Origin of the sequence: Fibrobacter sp. UWR4 (assembly GCF_003149045.1) — a bacterium.
Lineage (GTDB): Bacteria > Fibrobacterota > Fibrobacteria > Fibrobacterales > Fibrobacteraceae > Fibrobacter.
The window spans coordinates 128458-151668 of the sequence record NZ_QGDU01000001.1 but is presented as its reverse complement, the minus strand read 5'-3'; the positions used below and the strand labels follow the sequence as shown (position 1 = coordinate 151668).

General features: G+C 50.7%; 19 protein-coding genes and 2 pseudogenes. 11 read left to right on the top strand and 10 right to left on the bottom strand.

All coding sequences use genetic code 11. The annotated features are described in order from the left end of the window. Positions 1 to 9: 9 nt before the first annotated feature. The 7 genes and pseudogenes from BGX12_RS15255 to rpsT form a co-directional block, all read right to left on the bottom strand. Complete coding sequence (locus BGX12_RS15255) at positions 10 to 1161, bottom strand: hypothetical protein (RefSeq protein WP_146196203.1); 1152 nt, start codon at positions 1159 to 1161, stop codon at positions 10 to 12. A 289-nt stretch (positions 1162 to 1450) separates the two neighbouring features. Next, positions 1451 to 2824 carry a BamA/TamA family outer membrane protein gene (locus BGX12_RS00665; RefSeq protein WP_109734164.1) on the bottom strand — a complete coding sequence of 458 codons (1374 nt, stop codon included), beginning with the start codon at positions 2822 to 2824 and terminating at the stop codon, positions 1451 to 1453. After that, entirely contained in the window at positions 2824 to 5691 is a 2868-nt protein-coding gene (locus BGX12_RS00660; RefSeq protein WP_109734163.1) for a hypothetical protein, read from the bottom strand. Before BGX12_RS00660 ends, BGX12_RS00665 begins: the two co-directional genes overlap by 1 nt. A gap of 4 nt (positions 5692 to 5695) precedes the next feature. Beyond that, the gene (locus BGX12_RS00655; protein ID WP_233246195.1) at positions 5696 to 6130 is read right to left on the bottom strand and encodes a hypothetical protein; all 435 of its coding nucleotides are present in this window, start codon (positions 6128 to 6130) and stop codon (positions 5696 to 5698) included. Positions 6131 to 6164: 34 nt separating this feature from the next. After that, positions 6165 to 6584, bottom strand: coding sequence for a roadblock/LC7 domain-containing protein (locus BGX12_RS00650; RefSeq protein WP_073230454.1), 420 nt, complete (start codon positions 6582 to 6584; stop codon positions 6165 to 6167). Between the two features lie 403 nt (positions 6585 to 6987). After that, positions 6988 to 7551, bottom strand: a pseudogene (locus tag BGX12_RS16055) (ATP/GTP-binding protein); the annotation flags it as partial. A gap of 228 nt (positions 7552 to 7779) precedes the next feature. Next, positions 7780 to 8040: a 30S ribosomal protein S20 gene (gene rpsT, locus BGX12_RS00640; RefSeq protein ID WP_109734160.1), complete on the bottom strand. Its 261-nt coding sequence runs from the start codon at positions 8038 to 8040 to the stop codon at positions 7780 to 7782. 102 nt (positions 8041 to 8142) lie between these two features. Here rpsT and BGX12_RS00635 point away from each other — a divergent pair, with 102 nt between their 5' ends. Genes BGX12_RS00635 through BGX12_RS00615 form a run of 5 tightly spaced genes read left to right on the top strand, consistent with a single transcriptional unit; the run spans position 8143 to position 14617 of the window. Then, the gene (locus BGX12_RS00635; protein WP_109734159.1) at positions 8143 to 9267 is read left to right on the top strand and encodes a DegT/DnrJ/EryC1/StrS aminotransferase family protein; all 1125 of its coding nucleotides are present in this window, start codon (positions 8143 to 8145) and stop codon (positions 9265 to 9267) included. A 41-nt stretch (positions 9268 to 9308) separates the two neighbouring features. After that, positions 9309 to 10643 (top strand): MATE family efflux transporter, encoded by a 1335-nt coding sequence (locus tag BGX12_RS00630; RefSeq protein WP_109734158.1) that lies wholly within the window; start codon positions 9309 to 9311, stop codon positions 10641 to 10643. 57 nt (positions 10644 to 10700) lie between these two features. Next, positions 10701 to 12824 carry a DNA primase gene (dnaG, locus tag BGX12_RS00625; RefSeq protein ID WP_109734157.1) on the top strand — a complete coding sequence of 708 codons (2124 nt, stop codon included), beginning with the start codon at positions 10701 to 10703 and terminating at the stop codon, positions 12822 to 12824. A 27-nt stretch (positions 12825 to 12851) separates the two neighbouring features. Next, positions 12852 to 13598, top strand: coding sequence for a Fe-S cluster assembly ATPase SufC (gene sufC, locus BGX12_RS00620; RefSeq protein WP_109734156.1), 747 nt, complete (start codon positions 12852 to 12854; stop codon positions 13596 to 13598). Between the two features lie 11 nt (positions 13599 to 13609). Then, entirely contained in the window at positions 13610 to 14617 is a 1008-nt protein-coding gene (locus tag BGX12_RS00615; protein ID WP_109734155.1) for a SufD family Fe-S cluster assembly protein, read from the top strand. 97 nt (positions 14618 to 14714) lie between these two features. Here the strand turns inward: BGX12_RS00615 and BGX12_RS00610 are convergent, their stop codons facing one another. After that, positions 14715 to 15506 carry a fibrobacter succinogenes major paralogous domain-containing protein gene (locus tag BGX12_RS00610; RefSeq protein WP_146196202.1) on the bottom strand — a complete coding sequence of 264 codons (792 nt, stop codon included), beginning with the start codon at positions 15504 to 15506 and terminating at the stop codon, positions 14715 to 14717. A gap of 231 nt (positions 15507 to 15737) precedes the next feature. Between BGX12_RS00610 and BGX12_RS00605 the strand changes: the two genes are divergently transcribed. The 6 genes from BGX12_RS00605 to BGX12_RS00580 all read left to right on the top strand — a co-directional run bounded on the left by BGX12_RS00605 (position 15738) and on the right by BGX12_RS00580 (position 20853). Next, a complete protein-coding gene (locus BGX12_RS00605) occupies positions 15738 to 15944 on the top strand; it encodes a helix-turn-helix transcriptional regulator (protein ID WP_109734259.1) in 207 nt (68 codons plus the stop codon). After that, positions 15937 to 16257, top strand: coding sequence for a HipA N-terminal domain-containing protein (locus tag BGX12_RS00600; protein WP_109734153.1), 321 nt, complete (start codon positions 15937 to 15939; stop codon positions 16255 to 16257). The genes BGX12_RS00605 and BGX12_RS00600 overlap by 8 nt, the downstream gene beginning before the upstream one ends. Beyond that, the gene (locus BGX12_RS00595; RefSeq protein ID WP_233246194.1) at positions 16254 to 17282 is read left to right on the top strand and encodes a HipA domain-containing protein; all 1029 of its coding nucleotides are present in this window, start codon (positions 16254 to 16256) and stop codon (positions 17280 to 17282) included. The genes BGX12_RS00600 and BGX12_RS00595 overlap by 4 nt, the downstream gene beginning before the upstream one ends. Before the next feature lie 111 nt (positions 17283 to 17393). Further along, a complete protein-coding gene (locus BGX12_RS00590) occupies positions 17394 to 18971 on the top strand; it encodes a nodulation protein NfeD (RefSeq protein WP_109734152.1) in 1578 nt (525 codons plus the stop codon). Positions 18972 to 19021: 50 nt separating this feature from the next. Beyond that, positions 19022 to 19993, top strand: a complete 972-nt coding sequence (floA, locus tag BGX12_RS00585; protein ID WP_109734151.1) for a flotillin-like protein FloA — start codon at positions 19022 to 19024, stop codon at positions 19991 to 19993. 20 nt (positions 19994 to 20013) lie between these two features. Continuing rightward, on the top strand, positions 20014 to 20853 hold the full coding sequence (locus BGX12_RS00580; RefSeq protein ID WP_109734150.1) for a hypothetical protein: 840 nt from the start codon (positions 20014 to 20016) through the stop codon (positions 20851 to 20853). A gap of 53 nt (positions 20854 to 20906) precedes the next feature. Here BGX12_RS00580 and BGX12_RS00575 read toward each other — a convergent pair whose 3' ends face one another. Beyond that, positions 20907 to 22031, bottom strand: coding sequence for a type IV pilus twitching motility protein PilT (locus BGX12_RS00575; protein ID WP_109734149.1), 1125 nt, complete (start codon positions 22029 to 22031; stop codon positions 20907 to 20909). Then, a pseudogene (locus tag BGX12_RS15400) lies at positions 22031 to 23211 on the bottom strand (hypothetical protein); the annotation flags it as partial. The pseudogene BGX12_RS15400 and the gene BGX12_RS00575, both read right to left, overlap by 1 nt.

Genomic DNA, 23211 nt, shown 5'->3' with positions numbered 1-23211 from the left:
CTTTAGAATTCACCTAGTCACATCAAATAGTGCCGACGGAAGAACACTACGTTTTTTTGCAACCAGGACCTCTAAATCGATAAGAACCTTAATGGAATCGGATTTAAAAAGTTCGCGAGACGATGCGTCTCTCAAATAAACAGACCGATCTAAGTGCATCGTTTTCAAGACTCCAGACATACCGGCAAACTCGTCGGTATAGGTATAAGTATTAGTCGTTGAAGAGTCCCCCGAAACATAAAAGATTTTCATGACGCGTTCTTCGCAGGTGGAGTAATACAGCGTAGGAGTCTTTTCATCAATAGGAATCAGTTTCCACAAAGAATCCTCCAGAACCGCACCGGAATAGTCCGCAGCAGTTCCTATCAACGGCGTAAAGTCAGCAAGATTTGTTTCTGCATCGGAACTAGGCAAGCGATTTCCTGTTCTCATGTCAGTAACTTTCACACGACCATCGTTCCTTACTGTTTGCGTGTTGGTAAGACTAGATCGAGTCGTCATTACTGACTTTGTAGGACCTGCAGTAAGAACGCTAGTTCTTAAATCCATACTGATCAAGCCTCCGGAATTAACATGAATATTCATGACGTATTCGCAGGTATCCGGGAAAAGAGCCTTTTTCTGATTTTCAAAGACTTCTTCCAAATTCAAGGATGCGGGTTCGGGTCCGCAAATTTTGGGAGCAATACTAGATGATGATTGTTCCTCTGAAGAGGAAGAAGATTCAACAGAGGACGACGAAAAGTTCTGTTCATCGACGGAAGACGACGTCGGTTGTTCCGTTGATGACGAAATCTGTTGCTCTACAGATGACGAAGATATCGATTGTTCGTCCGCAGATGAGGATGATTCGGATTGATCATCTGATGATGACGAAATTTGTTCAGAAGAAGAATACTGTACTGAAGACGATAAGAATTCTGAAGAAGACCAAAATTCACTAGAGGAACTTGACGGGAAATCAGAACTAGATAAAATACTCTGGCTAGAAGAAACCGGTTTTTCGAAAGAGTCTTCAGAGGAACTGGATTCAAAATTTTCAACTGAGGACGAAGAATTATTTTCAGGGATAACATCCGTTGCTTCAGTGCCACTTTCTGTATCTCCGCAGGCGACAATTATTGAAGCAACAGCGCAAGCAATAGAAAACTTTTTAATCATGACAACTCCATCAAATAACAGACCATTTTACAATTTAGGTATTTGAATATGATTAAAAATCAAGAAATTTAAGGCTATTTACAGAAAATCAATTTTTAAGGCAATCTTAGCCCCCTCTTATGATTCATCTTGAATCATATGGAAGATGACTGACTTTCACCACCACGACCAAGAATCAACCTCATTTCACAAATGATTTTTAAAATTCGTGAAAACAAGCCAAAAAGATTTGTGTTTTTCGTGATTTTTGCTAAAGATTTTTATTTTTCGTGAAAAAATAGGTAAAAAACTAGAACAGCGTCTTCACGCCAATTCCGATAATTCCGTCCATATAGTTTTCGCCATTTCGCAAAGCGTAATAAAGGTTCACACTCCAGTTCTTGCGGTACTGGGTAAAGGCAAGGCCATATTCATGCTCTTCCTTCCAGCCATGATCATCCTGCAATTCGCGGTACAGGCCCGGCTGATAGAAAGCTTCGATACTTAAGTTGTAACCATCCTGCCAAAGGAGTGCAAATTCAGAATAGCCGTAGGCACGAGTCCGCAGGAAACGATAGTCCATCCCCTTGAAATCGTTCATGCCCCCAAGCGCAAAATAATCCGAGCGGTCCAATAAAGCGTCGGTAGCAAAGATGCCGCCTGCCTGACCGCCAGCACGGACAATCCAGTTCTTGTATACGGGAACATATTTCGTCAGACCTGCTTTTACACGCAGGAAATGATCCAGGGAATCGGGACGTGCCATGTTCCAGATCGCGGATGCCTTGATTCGAGTTCCGGAGCGAGGCAAGGCGAAACGGTCCAGGGAGACGTAAGCAATTTCCAGGGAGGACGTTTTCTCGTTATCCCCCACACCCACAAAGACTCCAATGGAAAAGTCAAAGCCAATATCCCGTGTAATGCCGATTTCGCCATAGGCTTCCCGAGTGGAAGAATCCTCGTCAAAATAACCGCGGGCAACCAGGTTCCATTCCGTCCCCAAAATCCAAGGTTCCTTGTAGGAGCCTTCCAGACGGCGGGAATCCTCGGAGGTAAAGCCATCGATTTCCAGATCTCGGGCGGTTCCCAGAATGTTATACAGCGAAACGTTGATGGAGCCTTCCCACACGTTGTCCTGGCTGGAATAAGTCAGCAGGGCCTGCGCCTCGGATACAGCCGCCCCACGCATACTGAACGCAGGGACAATTCTATTTCGGGTGGGATCGCGGAACATGACTGCTGGGGCGGTCTGCTCGAAATATCCCAAGCGGGCAAGGCGATTTTCCGCACGTTCCAAATCCAGAGGCCGCACGAGGTCGCCTGCCGTTAATCCCGCCAGCTTGCGGAACACTTCGGGCATCGTTCCCGAGGAGTCCAGATTTTCACTGCCCGCCCAGACGAACGCCGGACCGCGACGGAATTCCACAGACAATACACCCGCAGAATCCACAATCCCATCAACTACCGCAGAAATAAAACCCTGATTTTCATATTCGGACACAAGCTTTTCCGCCGTAGACTTCCAGGAATCGCAAGGCATACCTACCACAATATTCATGGCGGCGTCATCAGCATCCGAATGATCTCCCGTCCAGACAATGCGTTCAATGCGGCAACCTTCGGAAGCGAAGGCTGTCACGACCAGAGTCGCAAGCAACAACGTATACATCCAGACATTTTTCATTAAAAACTAGCTCTTGCCTCCATACTCAACTTCTGGAAAATGTTCTCCTCGGAATTTCCAAATCTTAGGATGTATCGACCACCCATGGAAATAAAATCATTAATGTCCACAGATGCGGAAAGTTCCAGTCGATAGGTCCGTCCATCACTATATCCATCCATCACCTGGTACGGAACCATGTCGCCGTGACTATCCGCCTGGATAACAGAGAAAAGTGCGTAGGCATCCGCCTTTTTCTGACGGTTGTAGCCCAAGCGCAAGGAACCTTCCCACAGTTCTCCATTGAATTCCAGATTCATTTCATCCTCACCGGAACCCGTACGGTAACGGCCTGCCGGCTGAACATAGAAACTTTGGAAAAAATCCATTCTGTATTTTAAAGTACCGTCGTAGACACGCCAGTCCCACGCCGTCATGGCAGACAGTTCCTCATCCTGTATCAGGAAAGATCCGCTTACGTAATGGTCCAGCGCAATTGTGACACCGCCTTCCAGCAAGTGACTGCGAATGGTTTCGTAATAGGAAATAGAAGACAGCTTCTTGTCCAGTTCCAGGCTAGGCTTGTAGGAAAGATTTGCTCCCGCAGGATGTTCCCATTCCACCAAGCCTTCCACAAAAATCTTTCCCGAAGTCAGGCGGTCCAGACGACTCTTGGTCAAAGGCGGGAAATAAAGTTTCTTCCCCGTCGTATCGTTAGCCTCCCCTTCCCAGCTTCCCCCAAGAGTAATATCCCGCAAGATACCGTTCCCGATTCCAAGGAAACGTCCAGGATTCCAGCGCAAATCCACGCCGAAAGATACATCGGAAGAAAGCACCGCCCCAATGGAATCGTTACGTCCCATGCCTTCGTAGACAAAATCCCCGTTATCCACGCCTTCGATGTAAGCACCCGTCAGGCTGTCATAGCGAACGTCGCCGGTACCAGGCGCCACCGCCTTATACACCGCCGTATAGACTTGTTCTTCTGTCAGGCCTACCTTATAGGAAACATTTCCCGTAAGGCCTACATCCTCATCTCCCAACTGGGCATCCAGATTTCCCGCCCAGTTATTTTCCTTGCCGGAACGATTTTCCTCCACCTGTTCAAACTGCAGCAAATGAGTTACGTTGACGTAACGATGATGATAGGAAGCTTCCTGAAGCCAGGTGGCAGCCCGCAGGGAATCCTCCCAATGATTTCCATAGGATTCTCCCTTCCGCCTTGCCATGCGGCCGCCTACGGATTCCTTCACCAGGCCGTTTTCGAAATACAGCCCGAAACCGCCAGAGCTTTTACCATAGGCGACTTTATCCTCACCGTCAATAATGGTGTAGCGGCCATCCATAGAACCAAACGGCCTAAACACGCCCTGAAGGAATTCTCCATTGAGCAATGCCTGGAAACGTTCCTTGGAACTTTCCTGCTGGCTAGCCACATGAATCAAGGACAACTTACTTGCGGCAAGTGAATTGCGATGAATCAATCCGAGAGCCGCCCTGGAAGAGTTCCAGCTTTCATCTTCATCCCGACGGTAGCCCCATTCCGCAGAACCCATCAGATTTGTTCCAAGACGGAAGCGGAAACCAAGTTCATCATAAAGCAGGTCATCCGCCAGAGAGAAACTATCCTTAAGATCCAAGTCCCATTGGTCCCGCAAGTAATAGGAATTCCATCCCGAATAAGAACCCTGGAATTTGGAGATGTCGAAGCCTTTTTGAATTCGACTCCCCCCTACGTCTAAAGCCAGGGGGAACGTTTTCAGATTGCTGGAGGAGTCCGAAGTTACAAACCAGCGCAAGGCTAGTCCCTGGGGGCCATCCACCTCATGGGAAACCGTATTGGTATCTTCACGGCTGAAGGCGAATTCCACATCCGCAAAAAAACGATGGTCCAGCTGGGTACGGATTCTTGCGCCGCCGCGATCCGTTCTTCTTGGGCGGGAAAGTACACCCAGACTATCTTCACGGACAAATTCATCCCCGCGGTCGGATTTCAGCATCTTGTAGTCTTCATCCGTCCAGACCCCCCGACGAAGGCGGTCCACATCATTTTCCAATCTGAAGCCGGACACATCCAGCCACAAGTTTTCATGACGGTAATGGCCCTGGGCGCCATAGAGCGTGTAGATGTTTTCATCTTCGTAGGCATCAAACTCTATCCGGATTTCATCTTCTGCAGTCAGCATGAAGCCGCCGGTAAAGTCCAGCAGGCCGCCCGCATAATTCACCCGGTAGTCTTTTTCCCGGGACAGTTTGCGTCCATTGAGCCACACGGTTTCGGACTGCGGTACCACCTGGATATAACTGCCAGAGCCATCCATGGAATAGCCTTCACGTTGGCCGCTGACGCCGTTAAACACCTTGGTAAAATGTTCCACCTCGTCAGTACCGAAAACACCGCTGGCTTCACCTTTTCCACCCAGGAGGTTTCCTCGCACTCCCGCCATGGCACCTAGGGAACTGCGTTCCAGTGAGTACAAACTAAGGGATTCATCCTTCCAGGTCAAATCCCCTAGATGTAAAAATCCAAAGGGAGCTTCCACACGGAAATAGATCTGGTCTACTTCACGTAAGGTCGAGGTTGTCTGGTCCCCCGCCTTACGTCCCACGTCGGATAAAAGAGCGTCTATATAGACGCTATCGGTCAAGCGTCCCGTAATGGACAATCGCAGTTCCTGATCCACCTGGGTACCGCCATCGCCCACCGTAATTTCCATGGTCTTGTAGCCATGAGTTTCAAGGGAGTCCGTCCTTCTGGACGTATCCTCTATTACGGGCGTAGACTCCTTGCTGTCTAAAACAGAAGGATCCCATACCGGTATGGACTGAATATTTCTTGCAGAGGCCGTAAGCGCAAGAAGCCCCCCGAGGACCGCTGCAAGTTTCATGAGCCTACCTCAAGGAAGGCGTTACTTTAAACTGCCTAGTTGCAAGGAGCTTGCGATCAGCCACAAAGTCTACACTCCATTCACCTTCCTTCATCAGTTTCGGGTCAATAGAGGTGAAGCAAGTTTCGCCGGAAAGGTGGCAGGGAATTTTCTGGACAGTATCGGCACCGTTAAACCATATATGGATCAAGGTATCCTCGTCCGCAAGGGTTGCAACGGCCACGGTTGTATAGAAAAACACGCGGGAATCCACGTCAAAGACGCTGTCCACGCCAAAGGGGCTGCCATTCACAATGTGGCTGCAGACCACCCCCTGTGCAACGATCAACTCCGAATCTGCGGAATCCTGAATGGTAGAATCATCCATGCAGAGCACCACAATGCGATGGATAAAGAAACCTAAAAAGACGGCAATCACAAGGATTGTCGTCTTCCGCAAATTTCGAAGCGGTTGAACCTTTGTCACGAAGCGCCTATCGGACTAAGCGACTGGTATTCTGGGTAAATGCAGGTACGGCATCCACGAGCTTTTCAACCAACAGGCGGTTGAAGTCGTCGATGCGGTTCGGCAATCTATTGCCCGGGAAAATCTGGACCAACAGCAGGGCCTGGTCTACCGGAGCGATGTAGATGGAACGATTGTCGCCCGCATAAGAAACGGAGTTGAAGTTTTCGCCACCCAGCATGAGACCCACCTGACGGGCGGAGTCAAAGGATGCAGTGCTCAACACTGCAAGCGGAGTAGCATCCAGGCCGAGGGAGCCAACTTCTGCAATGATAGAACCGTCACGATGGCAAAGCACGATATATTCGGCTTTAACACTTGCCTGGTAAGCAGACATCAGGCGGCGGACCTTGTCCGCATCATCTGTATAAATGGTAAAATCACTCACGATGCAGCCTCCTTAGCGGTTATTTCTTCTTAGGTACATACGGACGCAATTCGATTTCGTCGTCTGCAACTTCGTTAGTGGGCTTGGCCACGTCTCGTCCAAAAGTAGGCATGCGAGGCGGAATTGCGGTAGCAGCCTTGGGACGACCGAAGGGGGAAGATGTCGCTCCCTTCTGGAAAAGACCTGCACCGGCGGACTGGGGCTGAGCAGGAGCTGCGGCACCCGGCTTTGCAGCGAAAGACGGCATGCGGAACGGAGACGGAGCAGCACTCTGAGGAGCAGCTGCAGGAGCCGGATCCTTCACGGAAACGCCGTCCTTAGTCAGGGATACGTCGTGGACGCCAGTATTGTTGACATTAGCGGCTGCCTGATGGAGGAAGCCCTGTTTCACGTTGAACTTTTCGATGACCAGCATTGCGATTGTCTTCAGGGTGGTCACCACGCCCTTACCGTTATGGGCGGTTGCCGGGAAGAAAGGAATGCCGCGGGGATTAAGTTCGGCGTTCAGTTCGTCCAGGGTAAAAACGTTGTCCATGTCGCGCTTGTTGTACTGAAGCACGAAAGGCATATCGTCCAGATCCATGCCGTAGTCCTGCAGGTTCTGGCGGAGGTTCTGCAAGCTTTCCAGGTTTTCTGCCTGACGGGAGCGCTGGGAGTCGGCCACAAACACAATGCCGTCCACACCGCGAAGCACAAGCTTACGAGTACTATTATAATAGACCTGACCAGGAACTGTGTAGAGCTGGAAGCGGGTCTTGAAACCCTTGATGTCGCCCAGATTCAGCGGCAAGAAGTCAAAGAACAAAGTACGGTCGCCTTCTGTAGCCAGAGACACCATGTCCGTGCGCTTGTCCTGAGGCATCTTCTGATGGATCACCTGCAGGTTCGTGGTCTTACCACTCAAGCCCGGTCCATAGTAAACTACTTTACAGCTAATTTCTCGTGTAGCAAAATTAATTGAAGACATTACTAATCCCTAACAATACTAGCGCAAATCTATAAAAAAAATTCCAGTCCATTCTCCAATATATACGGCTTTTTGGTCTAAATCGTAATAAAAATGAAAATTTTCCGTTTTTTCCAGACAAATTCCATTTTTCCATACAAAACACAGACGACCGAAAACCAGTGCGAGGACATCGCACTGGTTTTCGAGAAAAAGCGCAGTTTAGCTTTTTAGGCTTTGCTTAGATAATTAAGCGAGGCTATTAACGACCTTAGCGGCCTTAGCCTTGTAGTTTGCTGCACGGTTAGCGCAGAAACCTGCACGATGCTTTGCAGCAGCCTTGTCCAGCTGGCTAAAGAGGTTGGGAAGTTCCTTCAGAGCTTCTTCCTTAGTAGTAGCGGAACGGATAGCCTTGAGGCTAGTACGGATTGCAGAACGTGCGGAACGGTTCTGAGCATTGGCCTTTTCGGCCTGAATCAAACGCTTTTTGCAAGACTTGTGTTGAGGCACCTTAATATCTCCGGGTGAAAACCTACTTAAAAATGTTGGCTCAAAGTTAGTAAATATTTGAAAGATTTCAAGGGGTACCAAAAAATTTCTACTTTTTGGGTCATGATTCCCTTCGTAAATCTTGTAGGACAACGAGATGCCTATAGGCAAGAGCTCGAAAAAGCCGAGAAAGAAGTGCTGGATAGCGGATGCTTCATCGGCGGTCCTCAGGTTAAAAATCTAGAAAAAGAGCTGTCGGACTTCGTAGGACGGTCCGCCATTTCCTGCGGAAGTGGCACTGACGCACTGACAATCACCCTCATGGCAATGGATTTAAAGCCCGGAGACCAGGTGATCGTACCGGACTTTACCTTTATTGCCCCGGCGGAAAGCGTCTCTTTTCTAGGCGGAATCCCAAAATTTGCGGATATTGACCTAAAAACGCTTCAAATCGACACTGCAAGCGTCCAGGCGCTAGTAAACGAAAAGACCCGCGGGATCATTGCAGTAGACCTTTTCGGACAGTGCGCTCCCTTCGAAAAACTTCGTGAAATTGCGGAAAAAAACGGTTTATGGATTATCGAGGACGCAGCGCAGGCATTTGGCGCCACCCGAGTCATCGACGGACAAGTCCGTAAAGCCTGTACCTTCGGGGACATTTCCATTACCAGCTTCTACCCTACCAAGCCCCTGGGCTGCTACGGGGATGGAGGCGCCCTCTTTACGGAAGACCCCAGGCTGGAAGAAAAAATCCGGATGATCGCCAATCACGGCAGTCCCGGACATTACGACCATCAGATTCTTGGCGTAAACAGCCGACTGGATGCGGTCCAGGCGGCCATCCTGCGGGTAAAGCTGAAACATCTGGACGACGAACTGAAAGTTCGTGAGGCAAACGCCCTAAAGTATGACCGTTTTTTCCTGGATGTATGGAACAATACGAGCGGATCTGACCTGCAGGTCTTTCCCCAGACTCTGGACTCGGGAAATTTCAGCACTTACGCCCAGTACACCTTGCTCGCCTCAAATCGGAACGCCTTTATCCAGATTCTAAAGCAGGCAGAAATTCCCTTCTGTATACACTATCCGGAAACGTTGCAGAACCAGCCCTGCTTCGCTGGCCTGGAACCGAGCGCTACCCCTAACGCCAAGAAGGCAACCCAGATGGCCATTAGCCTTCCGGCCTGCGCCTTTACCGATGTAGACCAGATTATCTCCCGTATACAGGCGCAAACAAAACAGAAATAAAAAAGAAGCCAGGCACCCCTAGCAATTGCTACCATTGGGCCATGGCTACTAAGCAGGTCAAAGACCGTTCTCTTCTCAGCCTTTCATGGCCCCTCATATTCACTTTCGCAGTGAACATGATCCAGCCCATGATGGATAGCTGGTTCCTTTCCCGTACATCCGAAGAAGCTGCCGCAGGCGTCGGCGCACTGATGCCTGTCCTTGCAGCCTTATTCACTGCCATCAACGCATTCTCCCAGGCTGGAGCAAGCATCGCCTCCCAGTATATGGGGGCAGAACAGAATAGCCACGCCCGTTCCACCAAGACTATGGTCCTCTGCGGAAGCCTGCTGGTGGGTTTCCTGATGACCGCCGCCGTAGTCCCCCTGTCAGGCCTCATTCCCCACTGGATGGGGCTTACCGGCAATCCCGTCATTTACGCGGAACAGTTCATGTCCGTGGTGGCATTCGGCTTTGCCTTCAGGGCTTTGCAGTCTTCCCTTACCGCCTTTGTGGCGACCCATGGTTTGACGGTCTGGAACCTTATCGGAAACATCATCACCATCGCAAGTAACGCCGCCATGAACTACATCTTCCTGGAAGGCCTGTTCGGCTTGCCCAAGATGGGAGCCAAGGGCGTGGGCCTTGCCACCGCACTTTCCTGGCTGATTTCTTCTGGGATCCTCTGGTGCGTTCTGCGCTACAAGATCCAGCATAAGACTCACCGTCGCGACTTGAAGCGATCCAAGATCATCCTCCCCGACTGGGTTCGCATTGGTCTTCCTGCGGCAGCGGAACCCATCAGTTTCCAGCTGTTCAACGTGTTCATTACCGCCATGGTGGCCCATCTGGGAACCCTGGCCATGACTGCACGCGTCTTCGCAGGAAACTTCGCTGCTTTGTCTGTAATTTTGGGCATCGGCTTAGGCAACGGAAACCAGATTCTCGTCGCCCACTTGGTTGGCGCCAAGGAATACAAGACTGCCGACCAGCGCGTCCATCAAACAATTCTCATCAGTTGCATTAGCGGACTTGTCCTATCCATCATTATGGCTCTTTGCGGAACCCATCTGATAGGTGTCTTTACGGACAATCCAGATGTTATCGCTTTAGGCCAGATGTGCCTTTGGTGCGATGTTGCCGTGCAGCCCTTCAAGGCCGTAAATTTTGTTATTACCACATCCCTACGCGCTTCCGGAGACTCCAAGTTCCCCGCCTTCGTGGGCAGCGGAATGATGTGGACTTTAGGCGTGGGCACCGCACTTTTCCTGGCGTTCGTATTGGATCTTGGTCTCCCCGGTCTCTGGCTGGGCATGGCAGCCGATGAGTTCTACCGTTCTATAGCAAATTACTATAGGTGGCGCAGCGGAAAGTGGCAAAGCAAGGCCGTCGTTTAAGCCTCGCGAGATGTCACTGAGCAAGTCGCGGCACTCGACTTTTGCTATCTTTGGCCCGTGGCTTTTTATTCCAATGAAATCATTCAGCAGCTAAAATCTCAGACGGACATCGCCGCCGTCATTGAGAGTTTCCTGCCGTTGAAACGCTCCGGAAACGGGCGTTATCTTGGAGTATGCCCTTTCCACGATGACCGCTCCCCCTCCATGAACGTAAACCCCTCACTGGGTATCTACAAGTGTTTTGCCTGCGGAGCTGCCGGTGACGTTTTCAAATTCGTGCAGGAGCACGAAAAGATGGACTTCAAGGGAGCCGTGGAATGGGTGGCAAATTTTTCCCACTTTACGTTACCTCAACTTGGCGCTCCAGAAAATGCGGAAGCCATCGAGGAACGTGAACAGGTCCGTAAGCTCAACGAATTGGCCTGTCAGTGGTTCGAGCAGCAGCTCACCATGAGCGAAAAGGCAATGGCCTATCTGAACAGCCGCCATATCACGGCGGAAACTCGTCAGAGATTTCACATCGGCTATGCTCCTGATGGTAGAGAAGGCTTTATTAGCTTTGCCGTCAAGAACGGTTTTTCTCCAGCAGACTGCGTGAAGGCAGGCCTTGCGGTAGAAAAGGAACACGGAGGCATTTCCGACAAGTTCCGTGACCGTCTGATGATCGCTATCCAGAACATTTCCGGCATGATTGTGGCCTTCGGCGGTCGCGACCTGAGCGAAAACAAGGACCCCAATTTTAAGCCTGCAAAGTACATGAACAGTCCGGAATCCGCCCTCTATCACAAGAGCGATATTCTGTTCGGGCTTCATCACAGCCGCCAAAGCATTGCAAAGGAGAATGCGGTCATTATTGTGGAAGGCTACTTCGATATGATTAGCCTCTTTCAGGGTGGCGTCACCAACGTGGTGGCAGCATCCGGCACCGCCCTGACGGAAACCCACGCTAGCATTCTCGCCCGCTATGCAAAGACCGCCTACCTGGTATTCGACGGTGACGCCGCCGGACAGAAGGCAACCATGCGCAGTCTGGAAATCGTCTTACCCAAGGGAATCGCCCCTCGAGTTTTCGCGCTTTCCCGTCCGGATGGAACGAAAATCGACCCTGATAACTTCGTAAACGAACAGGGACCCGAAGCATTTAGGAACGCCCTGACCACAGCGGACGACTGGCTGAACTATCTGGCAAGCCGCAAGGACCTGCGCAGTCCCGAAGAAAGGGCCAGCTTCGTCAGTTACGCAAAGTCCCTGGTTAAAAGCATTGCGGATCGCGAACTCCAGAATCAGTATCTGAAGTTGATTTCTGAACGATTCAACACGGACCGGTCTCTAGCCCAAGTTCGCCCCATCAAGCAGGAAAAGCGCCTTCAGCAGGCAGCAGTCCCGCAAGTGCAGGAAGCGGCCATCCAGTGGCACGCCATCCCGCCTATCGAGATTCGCTTTGCCAACCTGCTGCTGCGAAACCCGTCCCTGATGGAACGTGCGCTGGAATACTTCGACATGGACTGGGCTGCCAGCGGCATCCAGATGTTCGAATCCCCCATCGTAGACGAATTCGTCAATACCGTCGTGGCTCTCTACGCTGAAACAGGGACCCACAACCCTCAGGTACTTTACGAAAGCGTTTCCAAGGAAATGCAGAGTTTTATTGAAGGTCTTCCCGATGAACAGTGGAAGCCCCCTCAGGAAATTTACGAGTTCTACCAGACGCTGACGGTTCTTTCCACAAAGCTTTGCGACCGCCAGAAAAAAGAACTCCCCCTGGACACCATGGAACGTGTGAACGCACGCATGAAGATGACAAAGTTCACCCAGGGAATGCAGACCATCAACAATCTGCTCAATGCCGAAAAAATTCAAATCGACGCATTTGCCGACCAGGTTGTTCGAAGCAAGGCCCAGCTCATTCAATTCCAGGCAGCCTTGCCAGATTCTCAAGGATTCCAAGCGGAATCACCGCTTGCAACGGAACCTCAACGCAATTTTGATTCCCCACAGGAAATCAGTCAGCCTCAGGAATTCGGGCCTCCTCCGGAATTCGATTCCGCCCCGCCTCCTGAAGAACCACCCGAGGGATTAAGCGAAGAGCCGCCAGAAGAATTTGGCGAAGAACCGCCCGACGAAGAAGAATACTCCTACAACGCCGATGAGTTCAACAACGACGATGATATGGGATTCTAGGGAATAAGTTTTAAAAACGAGGAAAACATGTTAAGCATCAAGAATCTTAAAGCAAGTATTGAAGACGGCACCCAAATCCTTAAGGGAATCAACCTGGAAGTAAAGCCCGGTGAAGTCCACGCCATCATGGGTCCCAACGGGAGCGGCAAGAGCACCCTTTCCAAGGTGATCGCAGGCCACCCGGCTTACACCGTAAACGACGGCGTTGTAGAACTTGACGGCAAGAACCTGCTTGACATGGAAATCTGTGAACGCGCCAACTCCGGCCTGTTCATCAGCACTCAGTACCCCACCGAAATTCCCGGCGTGAACAACGTGGAATTCTTGAAGATGGCACTGAACTCCAAGCGCAACTTCCTGGGCCTCCCGGAAATGAGCGACGCCGACTTCAAGAACCTTTGCGAAGAAAAGATGCAACTTCTGGAAATGGACAACCGTTACCGCGACCGCGGCGTCAACGAAGGTTACTCCGGCGGCGAAAAGAAGCGTAACGAAATCCTCCAGATGGCTATTCTCGATCCCAAGGTTTCCTTCCTGGATGAAACCGACTCCGGCTTGGACATTGACGCACTCCGCATTGTGGCAAACGGCATCAACCACATCATGAGCCCCGAAAAGGCAGTGATTCTGGTGACCCACTACCAGCGTTTGCTGGACTACATCAAGCCCACCTACGTTCATGTGCTTCGTCACGGCAAGATCATCCTGAGCGGTGGTCCGGAACTGGCCTTGAAGCTGGAAGAACAGGGTTACGACTGGATCGAAGAAAAGTAATTGAGGCAGTCATGAGCTACATGAATTCTGAATTAGCACAGGCCGCCCAGGCACGCATCAATGCCCTTGGCATGCCCAAGCGCAATAACGAGCTGTGGAGTTTTTTCCCGGTCAATAAGATTCCGAATCTTTTAGACAGCCAGGAAGGTTCCGCCAGTACTTTTGAAAACGAAATGGACGTTGCCGCCCTTCTTCCCATTGCAAAATCCGCCCCGACCATGAAGAAGGATTTTGCCGATGGCGAAACCGAGATGGGACTCATCAAGAGCCGAGATGATTTCGGCCACAGCGTCTTTAACGTAGGCAAGAACGCCAAGGTTTCCCTCGAAATTCTAGACAACAAGGTGGCTCACGAAATTGCCGCCGAGCGCTTCGACATTGATGTTGAAGAAGGCGCCGAACTGGAAATCTTCTTTGCCAATCCCGCCAACGAACTGCCTCTGGTTTTCAGACATTTCGTAATCAAGCAGGCAGCCAATTCCACTGTTCACTTTTCCAACATTTTGCAGGACGCAGGCATTGGCCGCATTAGCATTGACGTGGACTTGAACGGCGAAGGCGCCAACTTCGATTACCGCTCCTTGTCTGTGCTAAAGGGAAACGCCAGCAAGCACCAACGCCTGACCATCCGTCATAACGCACCCAACACCGTAAGCTCCCAGTTCGCCCGCAACCTGCTGGACGAAAATTCCTACGTAAGCTACGACGGAAGCGTTATCGTCGGCGAAGGCTGCAGCCAGGTGAACTCCAGCCAGCTGGTAAATTCCATCCTCCTGGGTGACGAATCCAGCGTCTCTGTGAAGCCGGTGCTAAAGATCTATCACGACGACGTGGAATGTACTCACGGCAACACCTGCGGCGAACTAGATGCCGATCAGATGTTCTACTTAGAGAGCCGCGGTATTCCCGCTGAAACCGCCAAGAAGATGCTGATGAAATCCTTCGCCAAGGAGCTGTTCCTGCCCCTGCCCGAAGGCCCCGCCAAGAAGCGTTTGCTGCAGGTTCTGGCAAGCTTGTAAGACATAAGCCTACAAAAACGCCCCGGGGGTTGAAAAATCCCTGGGGCGAATGAGATTAAAAAGGAATGGACCTGGTTAGAACGAGGGCGCCATCGCTTTAATCCTTGAGACAACGCAAACTTTGACCGATGTACTTGTTGCTGCCGTACTGGTTTGCGCCGTCGAGATCGTGGTGGTAGTGGAAGTACTGGCACCACGCGTAGTAGCTAAGGTCCTCAGTGGCAGACCACAAGCCGGCGTAGCTGCGCTCACCGCCGAAAAGGCCACTGTCGAGCCTGCGACCGGCGGGGAGCACCGAGAAGCCATACTTGTCGGAACCGTTGCCGCTACCAGCCCAGCCGCTGGTGGATTTCAACAACGGACCAGCGGTGCTGGAACCACCGATGTAGGTGTACAGAGTGCTGTACTCCTCGTTCGTGGGCACATGCCAGCCTTCTGGGCAAATGCCGCGGTGGGGGCTATTGGGGGTACAGGTCTTGCCATAGCCACACATGGTTCTTGCATTTACATAGAACTTGGCAACACTATCCATCACTGCACTCCAGGTATAAAGGCGACCGAACTTGTCGCAGTTGGAAGCCTTGTTTTCGTAGCACCAGCTGGTGGAATCGGAAGTGTAACTGCCGTAATTGTACTTCACGCCAGTGTATGCGTAGTTCAGGTTTTCCGCCATCCAGGTCTGGGTGCCGATTTTTATGGTCTTGTAAACCTTACCGTCACGGGAATCTTTGACAGTTCCTTTTTCAACTTTTATAGAAGGAGACGTGACAACAGAGCTGCCGCTACCATCACCATTTGACCCGCTGGGGTTACCATCACCGCAGGCTGCAAGTCCAAAGGCTAGCATAGATGCTACAGCAATGCCTCCAAACATCCTTAATATTTTCACTTTATTTCTCCTTCGTTTCGATAAAATTCGCCCACACCACAAACGTAACCAAAAAAAAAACACACAAAGTCAAGTATTTTGCAGAATTTCGCCAATTTTTGGTTCATTTAGTGAAAATTGTCACGAAAATTGCGAAAAACACAAACAGATTACGCAATATACTGCGCATTTATTGACAAAACCCGTGCACTTTTGTATTTTGAATCCGAATTAAGCAATATATTGCACATTATGGATGAATTTTTTGAGATTTTGCAAAAGCGACGGGAAGCCCTTGGGTTAAGCCAAAAGGATCTTTCGGAAATGTCCGGCGTTTCACTACGAACCATCAACGCCATCGAAAACGGTAATGCCAACCCATCCATCGAGGTCCTTTGCAAACTTTCTAATCAACTAGGGCTAAAGCTGTCTTTAACCGAGAGAGTCGTCAATGGCTAGGCAAGCATCGGTTTTCTACAACGGAGCTTTGGCAGGAACCTTGACCAAGGCTAAGGGCGAATTCATTTTCACCTACGACGAAATCTACCTTGCGTCCAGGCGCCCCGCCATTGCACTGACATTGCCCAAGCGCCAGGAGCCCTACAAGTCCAAGGAGCTGTTTCCGTTTTTTGAAGGTTTGCTGCCCGAGGGCGAAAATCGCAGACTTTACTGCATGAGTCTGAAAATCGACCCCAAGGATTCCTACAGGCTGTTGCTGAAACTTGCGGGAAGTGAAACCATCGGCGCCATCACCGTGATGGAGGACGTATGACAGGCGCCACCTCCCCCACCATGCAGAACCGCTGCCATAGTTGCCTCAAGGAGACCCCTCGAGATTTTTGCCCCGCCTGTGCCAAGCGTTTGTTCTGTCTAAAAAAGTTTGGCGCCACACTTGATTTTTCCTTACCCGAAATCAAGTCCAACAACGGTTCCATCCGTCGGATTTCCATTTCTGGCGCACAGCCCAAGTTTTCGCTAATAGTAAACGACGGGCGACTAGAACCTACTGAAAATGGCGGCACCTTCATCTTAAAGCCTGCGGTAGAAGGGCTGTTCGACAACACAAAGGATATGCCCGCCAACGAGCACCTGACCATGCAAATGGCCAGACAGATTTTCAAAATCGAAGCGGCAGACAATGCGCTAGTTTATCTTAAAGACGGAACACCGGCCTACATTACCAAGCGATTCGATGTTCTGCCCGACGGCAACAGGATCTGCCAGGAAGACTTTGCCCAGGTGGCTGGCCTCACCCCAGGCGAAAAAGGTTCCAACTACAAGTACGACTTCAGCTACCAGCAGATCGCCGACCTGATGAAGCAATATGTAAGCACTTACCCCACCGACGTTGAAAAATACTTCAAGTTGATTCTGTTCAACTACCTTGTTTGTAACGGTGACGCTCACGTCAAGAACTTTTCTGTCTACTCCCCAAATGCAGACGGGGTTTACAAGCTAGCCCCTGCCTACGATTTGCTGAATACATCCCTGCACGTTCAAGAACTTGGCCGAACCGCATTGGAACTTTTCAGCGAAAACGCACCAGCCGACGATTCCCGCGCAGACTTTGAAACGGATTTTTTCAAGGCAAACGGGTTCTACGGCAAGCCGGACTTTATGGAACTGGCCCGCCGCATCGGCATCAAGGAAATCCGAGCCCAGCGTTTTATTGCAGAAACCTGCAGCCTTTTAGGGGAAATGGACGCCATGATCGACCAAAGTTACTTAAGCGAGCCTAGCAAGGCGTTGTTCAAGGCGCAGGTGAGAGACCGGGCCAAGGCCATGGAGATGGGGTGAAAACGGGTCTGCAGAAGGCCAAAACGACCGTTCAAAATAAAATAGAGACTTTCTATCAGAAATCCCGCACTTTGACACTCTTTTGACACGAAAACTTTATACATTGATGGTATGAAGTTTTTATCTAAAATTCTCGCATTTTTGGCAATCTTTGCCGCATTCTCTTTTGCAGATTCAAACAACGTTCAAGCAACTGTAGAAAAAGCAATTATCGCATCAGAAACACCCAACGGTCCTGTTACAGACTCCGCCATTACGGAATCCGCAAAAAAACAAGCTGTCTGGATTAAGCTGGAAGGTGACGTAGAACCCTCCATGTACGATTTCTGCGCTCGTGCCATCGGCGACGCCATGAAGGAAAATCCGGACTACATCATTTTCGAGATTAACACCTTCGGCGGTCGCCTGGATGCAGCCTTTGACATCGTGGACACCATCATGGCTGTTCGCGGACCCCAGACCATCGCCTTCGTGAAGAAGAAAGCCATTAGCGCAGGAAGCCTTATCGCCCTTGCCTGCAATAAGCTTTATATGATGGAATCCACCACCATCGGTGACTGCGCTCCCATCCTGCAAAGCGCCGGTGGAGCACCTCAGATTATTGGCGAAAAAGTTCAGTCTCCCCTTCGCGCCAAATTCCGCAATCTGGCTCAGAAAAACGGCTACCCGGAATTGCTGACCACCGCATTCGTCACCCCCGAGCTGGAAATTCTTGAACTGACCGCCAAGCTGGACGCAGGCAAGAAAACCGCCCGCGACACCACCATGGTCATTGAAGCCGCCAAATATGCAGTCATGAGTGAAGCCGAAACCAAATTCTGGGGCGCCCCCAAGATTCTGGTAAAGGAAGGCGAACTCCTGACCATGACGGACAAGGAAGCTATGGAACTGGGTTTCTCCCAGGGAACTTTCGCTAACCGAGACGAATTTGAAACGGCACTTTCCATTGACCGCAAAAATGAAATTGAAACAACCGCCGGCGAACAATTTGCCAGCGCCATCGCAGCCATTAGCGGACTCCTTCTCATTCTTGGTTTCGGAGCCCTCTACATCGAATTCAAGACTCCCGGTTTTGGCTTCTTTGGCATTGCAGGCATTATCCTCATCGGCATTGTTTTCCTGGCCCAGTTCGCCCCCCAGCTGGACGGCATGCTTCCAGCAATCCTCCTGATTGCAGGCGTCATCCTCTTCCTGGTGGAAATATTCGTGATGCCAGGTACCTTCCTTTTTGGCGTCGGCGGCATCATCTGTATGATTATTGCACTTGCCACCAGCTACGATCCGGGCAACATCCCTGAATATGTTCCTGAGGCAGCCGAAGAAACATTTGACACACTTCCCTGGCTGTTCGGTCTATTCTACATGATGTGCTGTGCGGTCATCGCGCTGGTATTCCCCATTGCGGCTACCAAGTACTTGATCCCCCTTCTGCCCGAAGGATGGACGCCCATGCTGAAAACCGACCTTGAAACCGCCTCCTCCCCCACGGAATCCATCCAGGAAATTTCCGTAGGTACCATTGGCGTTGCAAAGACGTTCCTCCGCCCTGTTGGACAGGCTTCTTTCACTGCCGCAGACGGTACCGTCAAATTACTGGATGTACAGACCCGCGGCGAAATCATTGAAGCAGGTCAATCCATCAAGGTGGACGCAGTCCAGGAAGGTCACATTTTCGTTTCCGCAGTCTAGCGACTCGGTTTAACACAGTTCAGAATTTTTAAAACAACCAAGAGGTTCAAATGGATACACTCGTAACAGTAGGCATTATCATTGCCGCCATCGTCGTCATCGTCCTTCTCGCCTTCGTAGGCAAGTTCTTCAGCCTCTGGCTCCAGGCATTGTTCTCCAAGGCAAACGTGAGCATCTTCCAGCTCATCGGTATGCGCCTCCGTAAGGTTCCGCCCCAGGTCATCGTGGAAGCACGAATCCTCAGCTGCAAGGCAGGCCTCCCGGTGGACACCAACCTCCTGGAAGCCCATTACCTTTCCCGCGGTAACGTTCTCCGCGTGATCCAGGCTTTGATTGCCGCCAACAAGGCAAACATCAAGCTGGACTTCAAGGAAGCAGCAGCCATCGACCTGGCCGGTCGTAACGTTCTGGAAGCCGTGCAGATGTCCGTGAACCCCAAGGTCATTACAACCCCGAAGGTTTCCGCAGTGGCTCTGGATGGTATTCAGCTCCACGCCGTGACCCGTATTACCGTACGCGCCAGCATCCAGAAGCTGGTGGGTGGCGCAGGCGAAGAAACCGTTATCGCCCGTGTTGGCGAAGGCATCGTTTCCTCCATCGGTTCCGCACAGAGCCATAAGGAAGTTCTCGAAAATCCCAACATGATTTCCAAGAAGGTGCTGGCATCCGGCCTGGACGCAGGTACTGCATTCGAAATTCTTTCCATCGATATTGCCGATGTGGACGTTGGCCAGAACATCGGCGCCATCCTGGAAACCGACCGTGCGGAAGCTGATAAGAAGATTGCACAGGCCAAGGCAGAAGAACGCCGCGCCATGGCATTCGCTGCTGAACAGGAAATGAAGGCCAAGGTCATGGAAATGAAGGCTAAGCTGGTGGAAGCTGAAGCCCAGATTCCCATGGCTATGGCAACCGCCCTTCGCGACGGTAAGCTTGGCGTCATGGACTACTACAACATGAAGAACATCGAAGCCGATACCCAGATGCGTAAGGAAATCGGTTCCGCTCCGGAAGCTAAGTAACCACCCAAAGGTTTATCCCTATGGAAGGTTTAGTAATACTTATTGCCATCTACGTTCTTGATGTGGTCATCAAGAAGGTTCTTGCCAATAAAAAGGAAAACCGGAACGTCCCACCCAAGGAACCGCGCGATGTTCAGGAACAGCGCAATCCCCAGCAGAGTTCCCCAAGCAAAGCCGGCAGCCTGCAGGATCTGATTCGACAATTCGAGGAAGCCCAGCGTCAGGCTTCCCAAGGGACCCTTACGCCAGAAACGCCACCCATAGAAGATCTTGACGAAGACTACGAAGATGACGAGGATGAAGTGGATTTACCTACGGTAACTCCAGCAAATCCAAATCGAATCACCTTCAGGGAAATCGCCGAATCGGTCATCCAGTGGGAAGAGGTTTCTGTGGAGTACTTGCAGGAGGCCTTCGGTTTCTCCGAAGGCACGGCACAGCAGGTCCTTGCCGAGTTGCAAGCCCACCACATCGTGGGTCGCGACATGGGCGAAGGCTTCTGCGACCTTCTGGTTCACGACAAGACAGAACTGGAAAACCTCTTCAAGCGTGAACAACGGGAAGCTGAGGAACTCCAGGCTGCCCAGGCCCAGGAAGCCGCACTGCACGCACGCCGTGAGGCCGAACTGAAGCACCAGCAGGAATTGGCAGAACTGGAAGAACGAGCCCGTCAGCTGCGTGAACAGGCCGGTCAAATCAATGACGGATCCGAATCCATCGGAGCCCCCTGCCTCTCCAATGCCGACCATCGTCGACATACCCGATCCTTCAACAAGGCCGAGATCCGTCGAGGTTTTGTCTGGGCAAAAGTTCTGGACGAGCCCCGCTTCAAGAAAAAATGGAATTCTCGAATTAGATAGCAGAAAGGCGCTCCAAACGGAGCGCCTTTTCCTTATTCCTATACCTCGGACAATTACATCCAGCCGCGTTCGGAAGTACCAGAAATACCGCGAATCTTAAGATCGAAGTCATCCGGGTTAGTGGCGGCAGCCATAGCTGTTTCCAGGGAGATCTGTTCCTTGCCATACAGTTCCAGCAGGGCCTGGTCAAAGGTCTGGCTACGATACTGCATGTGACCATCAGCGATAGCCTGTTCAATCAGGTCATTCTTATCCTTGTCCTGAATGTATTCGCGGACTGCACCCGTGTTCACCAGGATTTCTGCAGCAGGAACTCGTCCATTGCCATCCTTAGTGGGCAGCAAACGCAAAGAAATAATACCAGCAAGAACTTCACCCAAAAGCAGGCGAATTTCTTCGTGCTGGTGAGGCGGATACATGGAAAGCACACGGTGAATGGTTTCCGTCGCATTGGTGGTATGGATGGTTGCAAACACCATATGGCCCGTATCAGCAGCAGTCATGGCAATCTGCATGGTTTCAAGGTCACGAATTTCGCCCACCAGCAATACGTCAGGGTCCTGACGGAGAGCTGCACGAAGAGCATTTGCATAGGACAAGGTATCCACCCCAATTTCACGCTGGGAAATGATCGCCTTGTTATCCTTGTAAAGGTATTCGATAGGATCTTCAACGGTAATGATATTCACCGTTTCCGTCTGGTTAATGTAATCCAGCATGGAAGCAAGTGTAGTGGACTTACCGGAACCGGTTGTACCCGTCACAAGAATCAAGCCACGCTTGGTCAGGGCCAAATCGCGAATCACTTCGGGCAAGTGCAATTCTTCGAAGGGAGGAATCTTTGCCTTAATATGACGGATAACGATAGCGATAGTACCACGCTGGCGGAACACGTTCACACGGAATCGTCCCATATCGCGGGCGCCCACAGCGAAGTCACATTCCTTATTATCTTCAAAACGCTGCTTCTGTTCGCGGTTCATGATATCATCCAGGAAGGAATCCATCATCATGCCATCCACACGAATATCAAACAACTTCTGCAAAGAACCGTTGATACGGTAAACCGGCGGAACACCTACGCGAATATGTAAGTCAGAAGCCTTGTGGTTTACCATTTCACGGAGAAGCTGTTCAATACGAAGAGTTCTCTGCTGCTGTTGAGGCTGTTCTGCCATTACCCATTACCTCCAAACTTTTCCCTGTAGAGTTTTTCAACTTCGGCCATACGGTCGACAATTTCCTGATTTTCAGGTTCCTTCTGAGCCAGGTCCTTATAGATGTCCAAAGCCTTCCCGTACAGGCCCTGATCGAAATAAATTTCGGCCAGAGTCTTAGTATTCAAACTTTCATCAATTTCCTGACCACCACGATTCAGCGGAGCGTCAGGATTATTGATAAGACCAGCAGAAACTTCATCGTCGGAATCGCCAGACATCAGGAAGTCTACGCCACTATTGGAAGGCTTGTCCTGATCCATAGCCAGTGAATCATCGTCCATTTCAAACAAACCCTTGAAGGCACCGGAAACTTCAGATTCCAGGGAATCCAAATTTTGCATAACAGGTGCTTCCGGAGCAGTTTCTGCAGCAGGAACTTCGCCAGCATTTTCAGTAGGCAAAGCCAAATCATCATCATTGCCAAACAGATTGCTGAACGACTTGTCTAAATCAGATTCCAGCTTGGTTTCGGAAGCTTCTTCGAAAGCAGCACCGGTAGCCTGCTGGTCATTTTCAGCAGCAAACGTTACTTTGTCTTCACTCAAGCTCGGAAGATCCAAGTCATCCTGGTCACCGAACATAGAAGCAAAGGCTCCACCCATTTCCTGAGCAAGATCGGAAGTATCATCCTTCTGAATGGAAGGCAATTCCAATTCAGCCTCGGCCTGATCTACCTGTTCCGCCAAGGAAGTCGTATCGGCAGCCGGAGTTTCAGAAACAGCTTCTACCGGTTTTTCTTCGGGCAGGTCATCGTCATCGCCAAAGATAGAGCTAAAGGCACTATCTACGGTAAAGCTAGCTTCAGATGCAGGAGCTACTGCAGGAGCGGATTCTTCAGCAGGAGCAGCAGGTTCATCATCCAGTACAAAATCCATTGCGGAAGTGATTGCCGGAGCAGAGGGGGTTTCCACTTCTTCGACCATAGCTGCAGGTTCTTCTGCGGCTACAGGAGTCGGGCTCCATTCGCCATCCAGCTTCACTTCTTCATCTGCAGGAAGTTCAAGGCTATCCTCTGCGGCAGGAAGCTCAAGGCTGTCCTCTACGGCAGGAAGTTCAAGAGAGTCTTCTGCAACAGGTGCTGCGGTTTCTACCGGTTTTTCTTCGGGCAAATCTTCATCGTCACCGAAAATAGAATCGA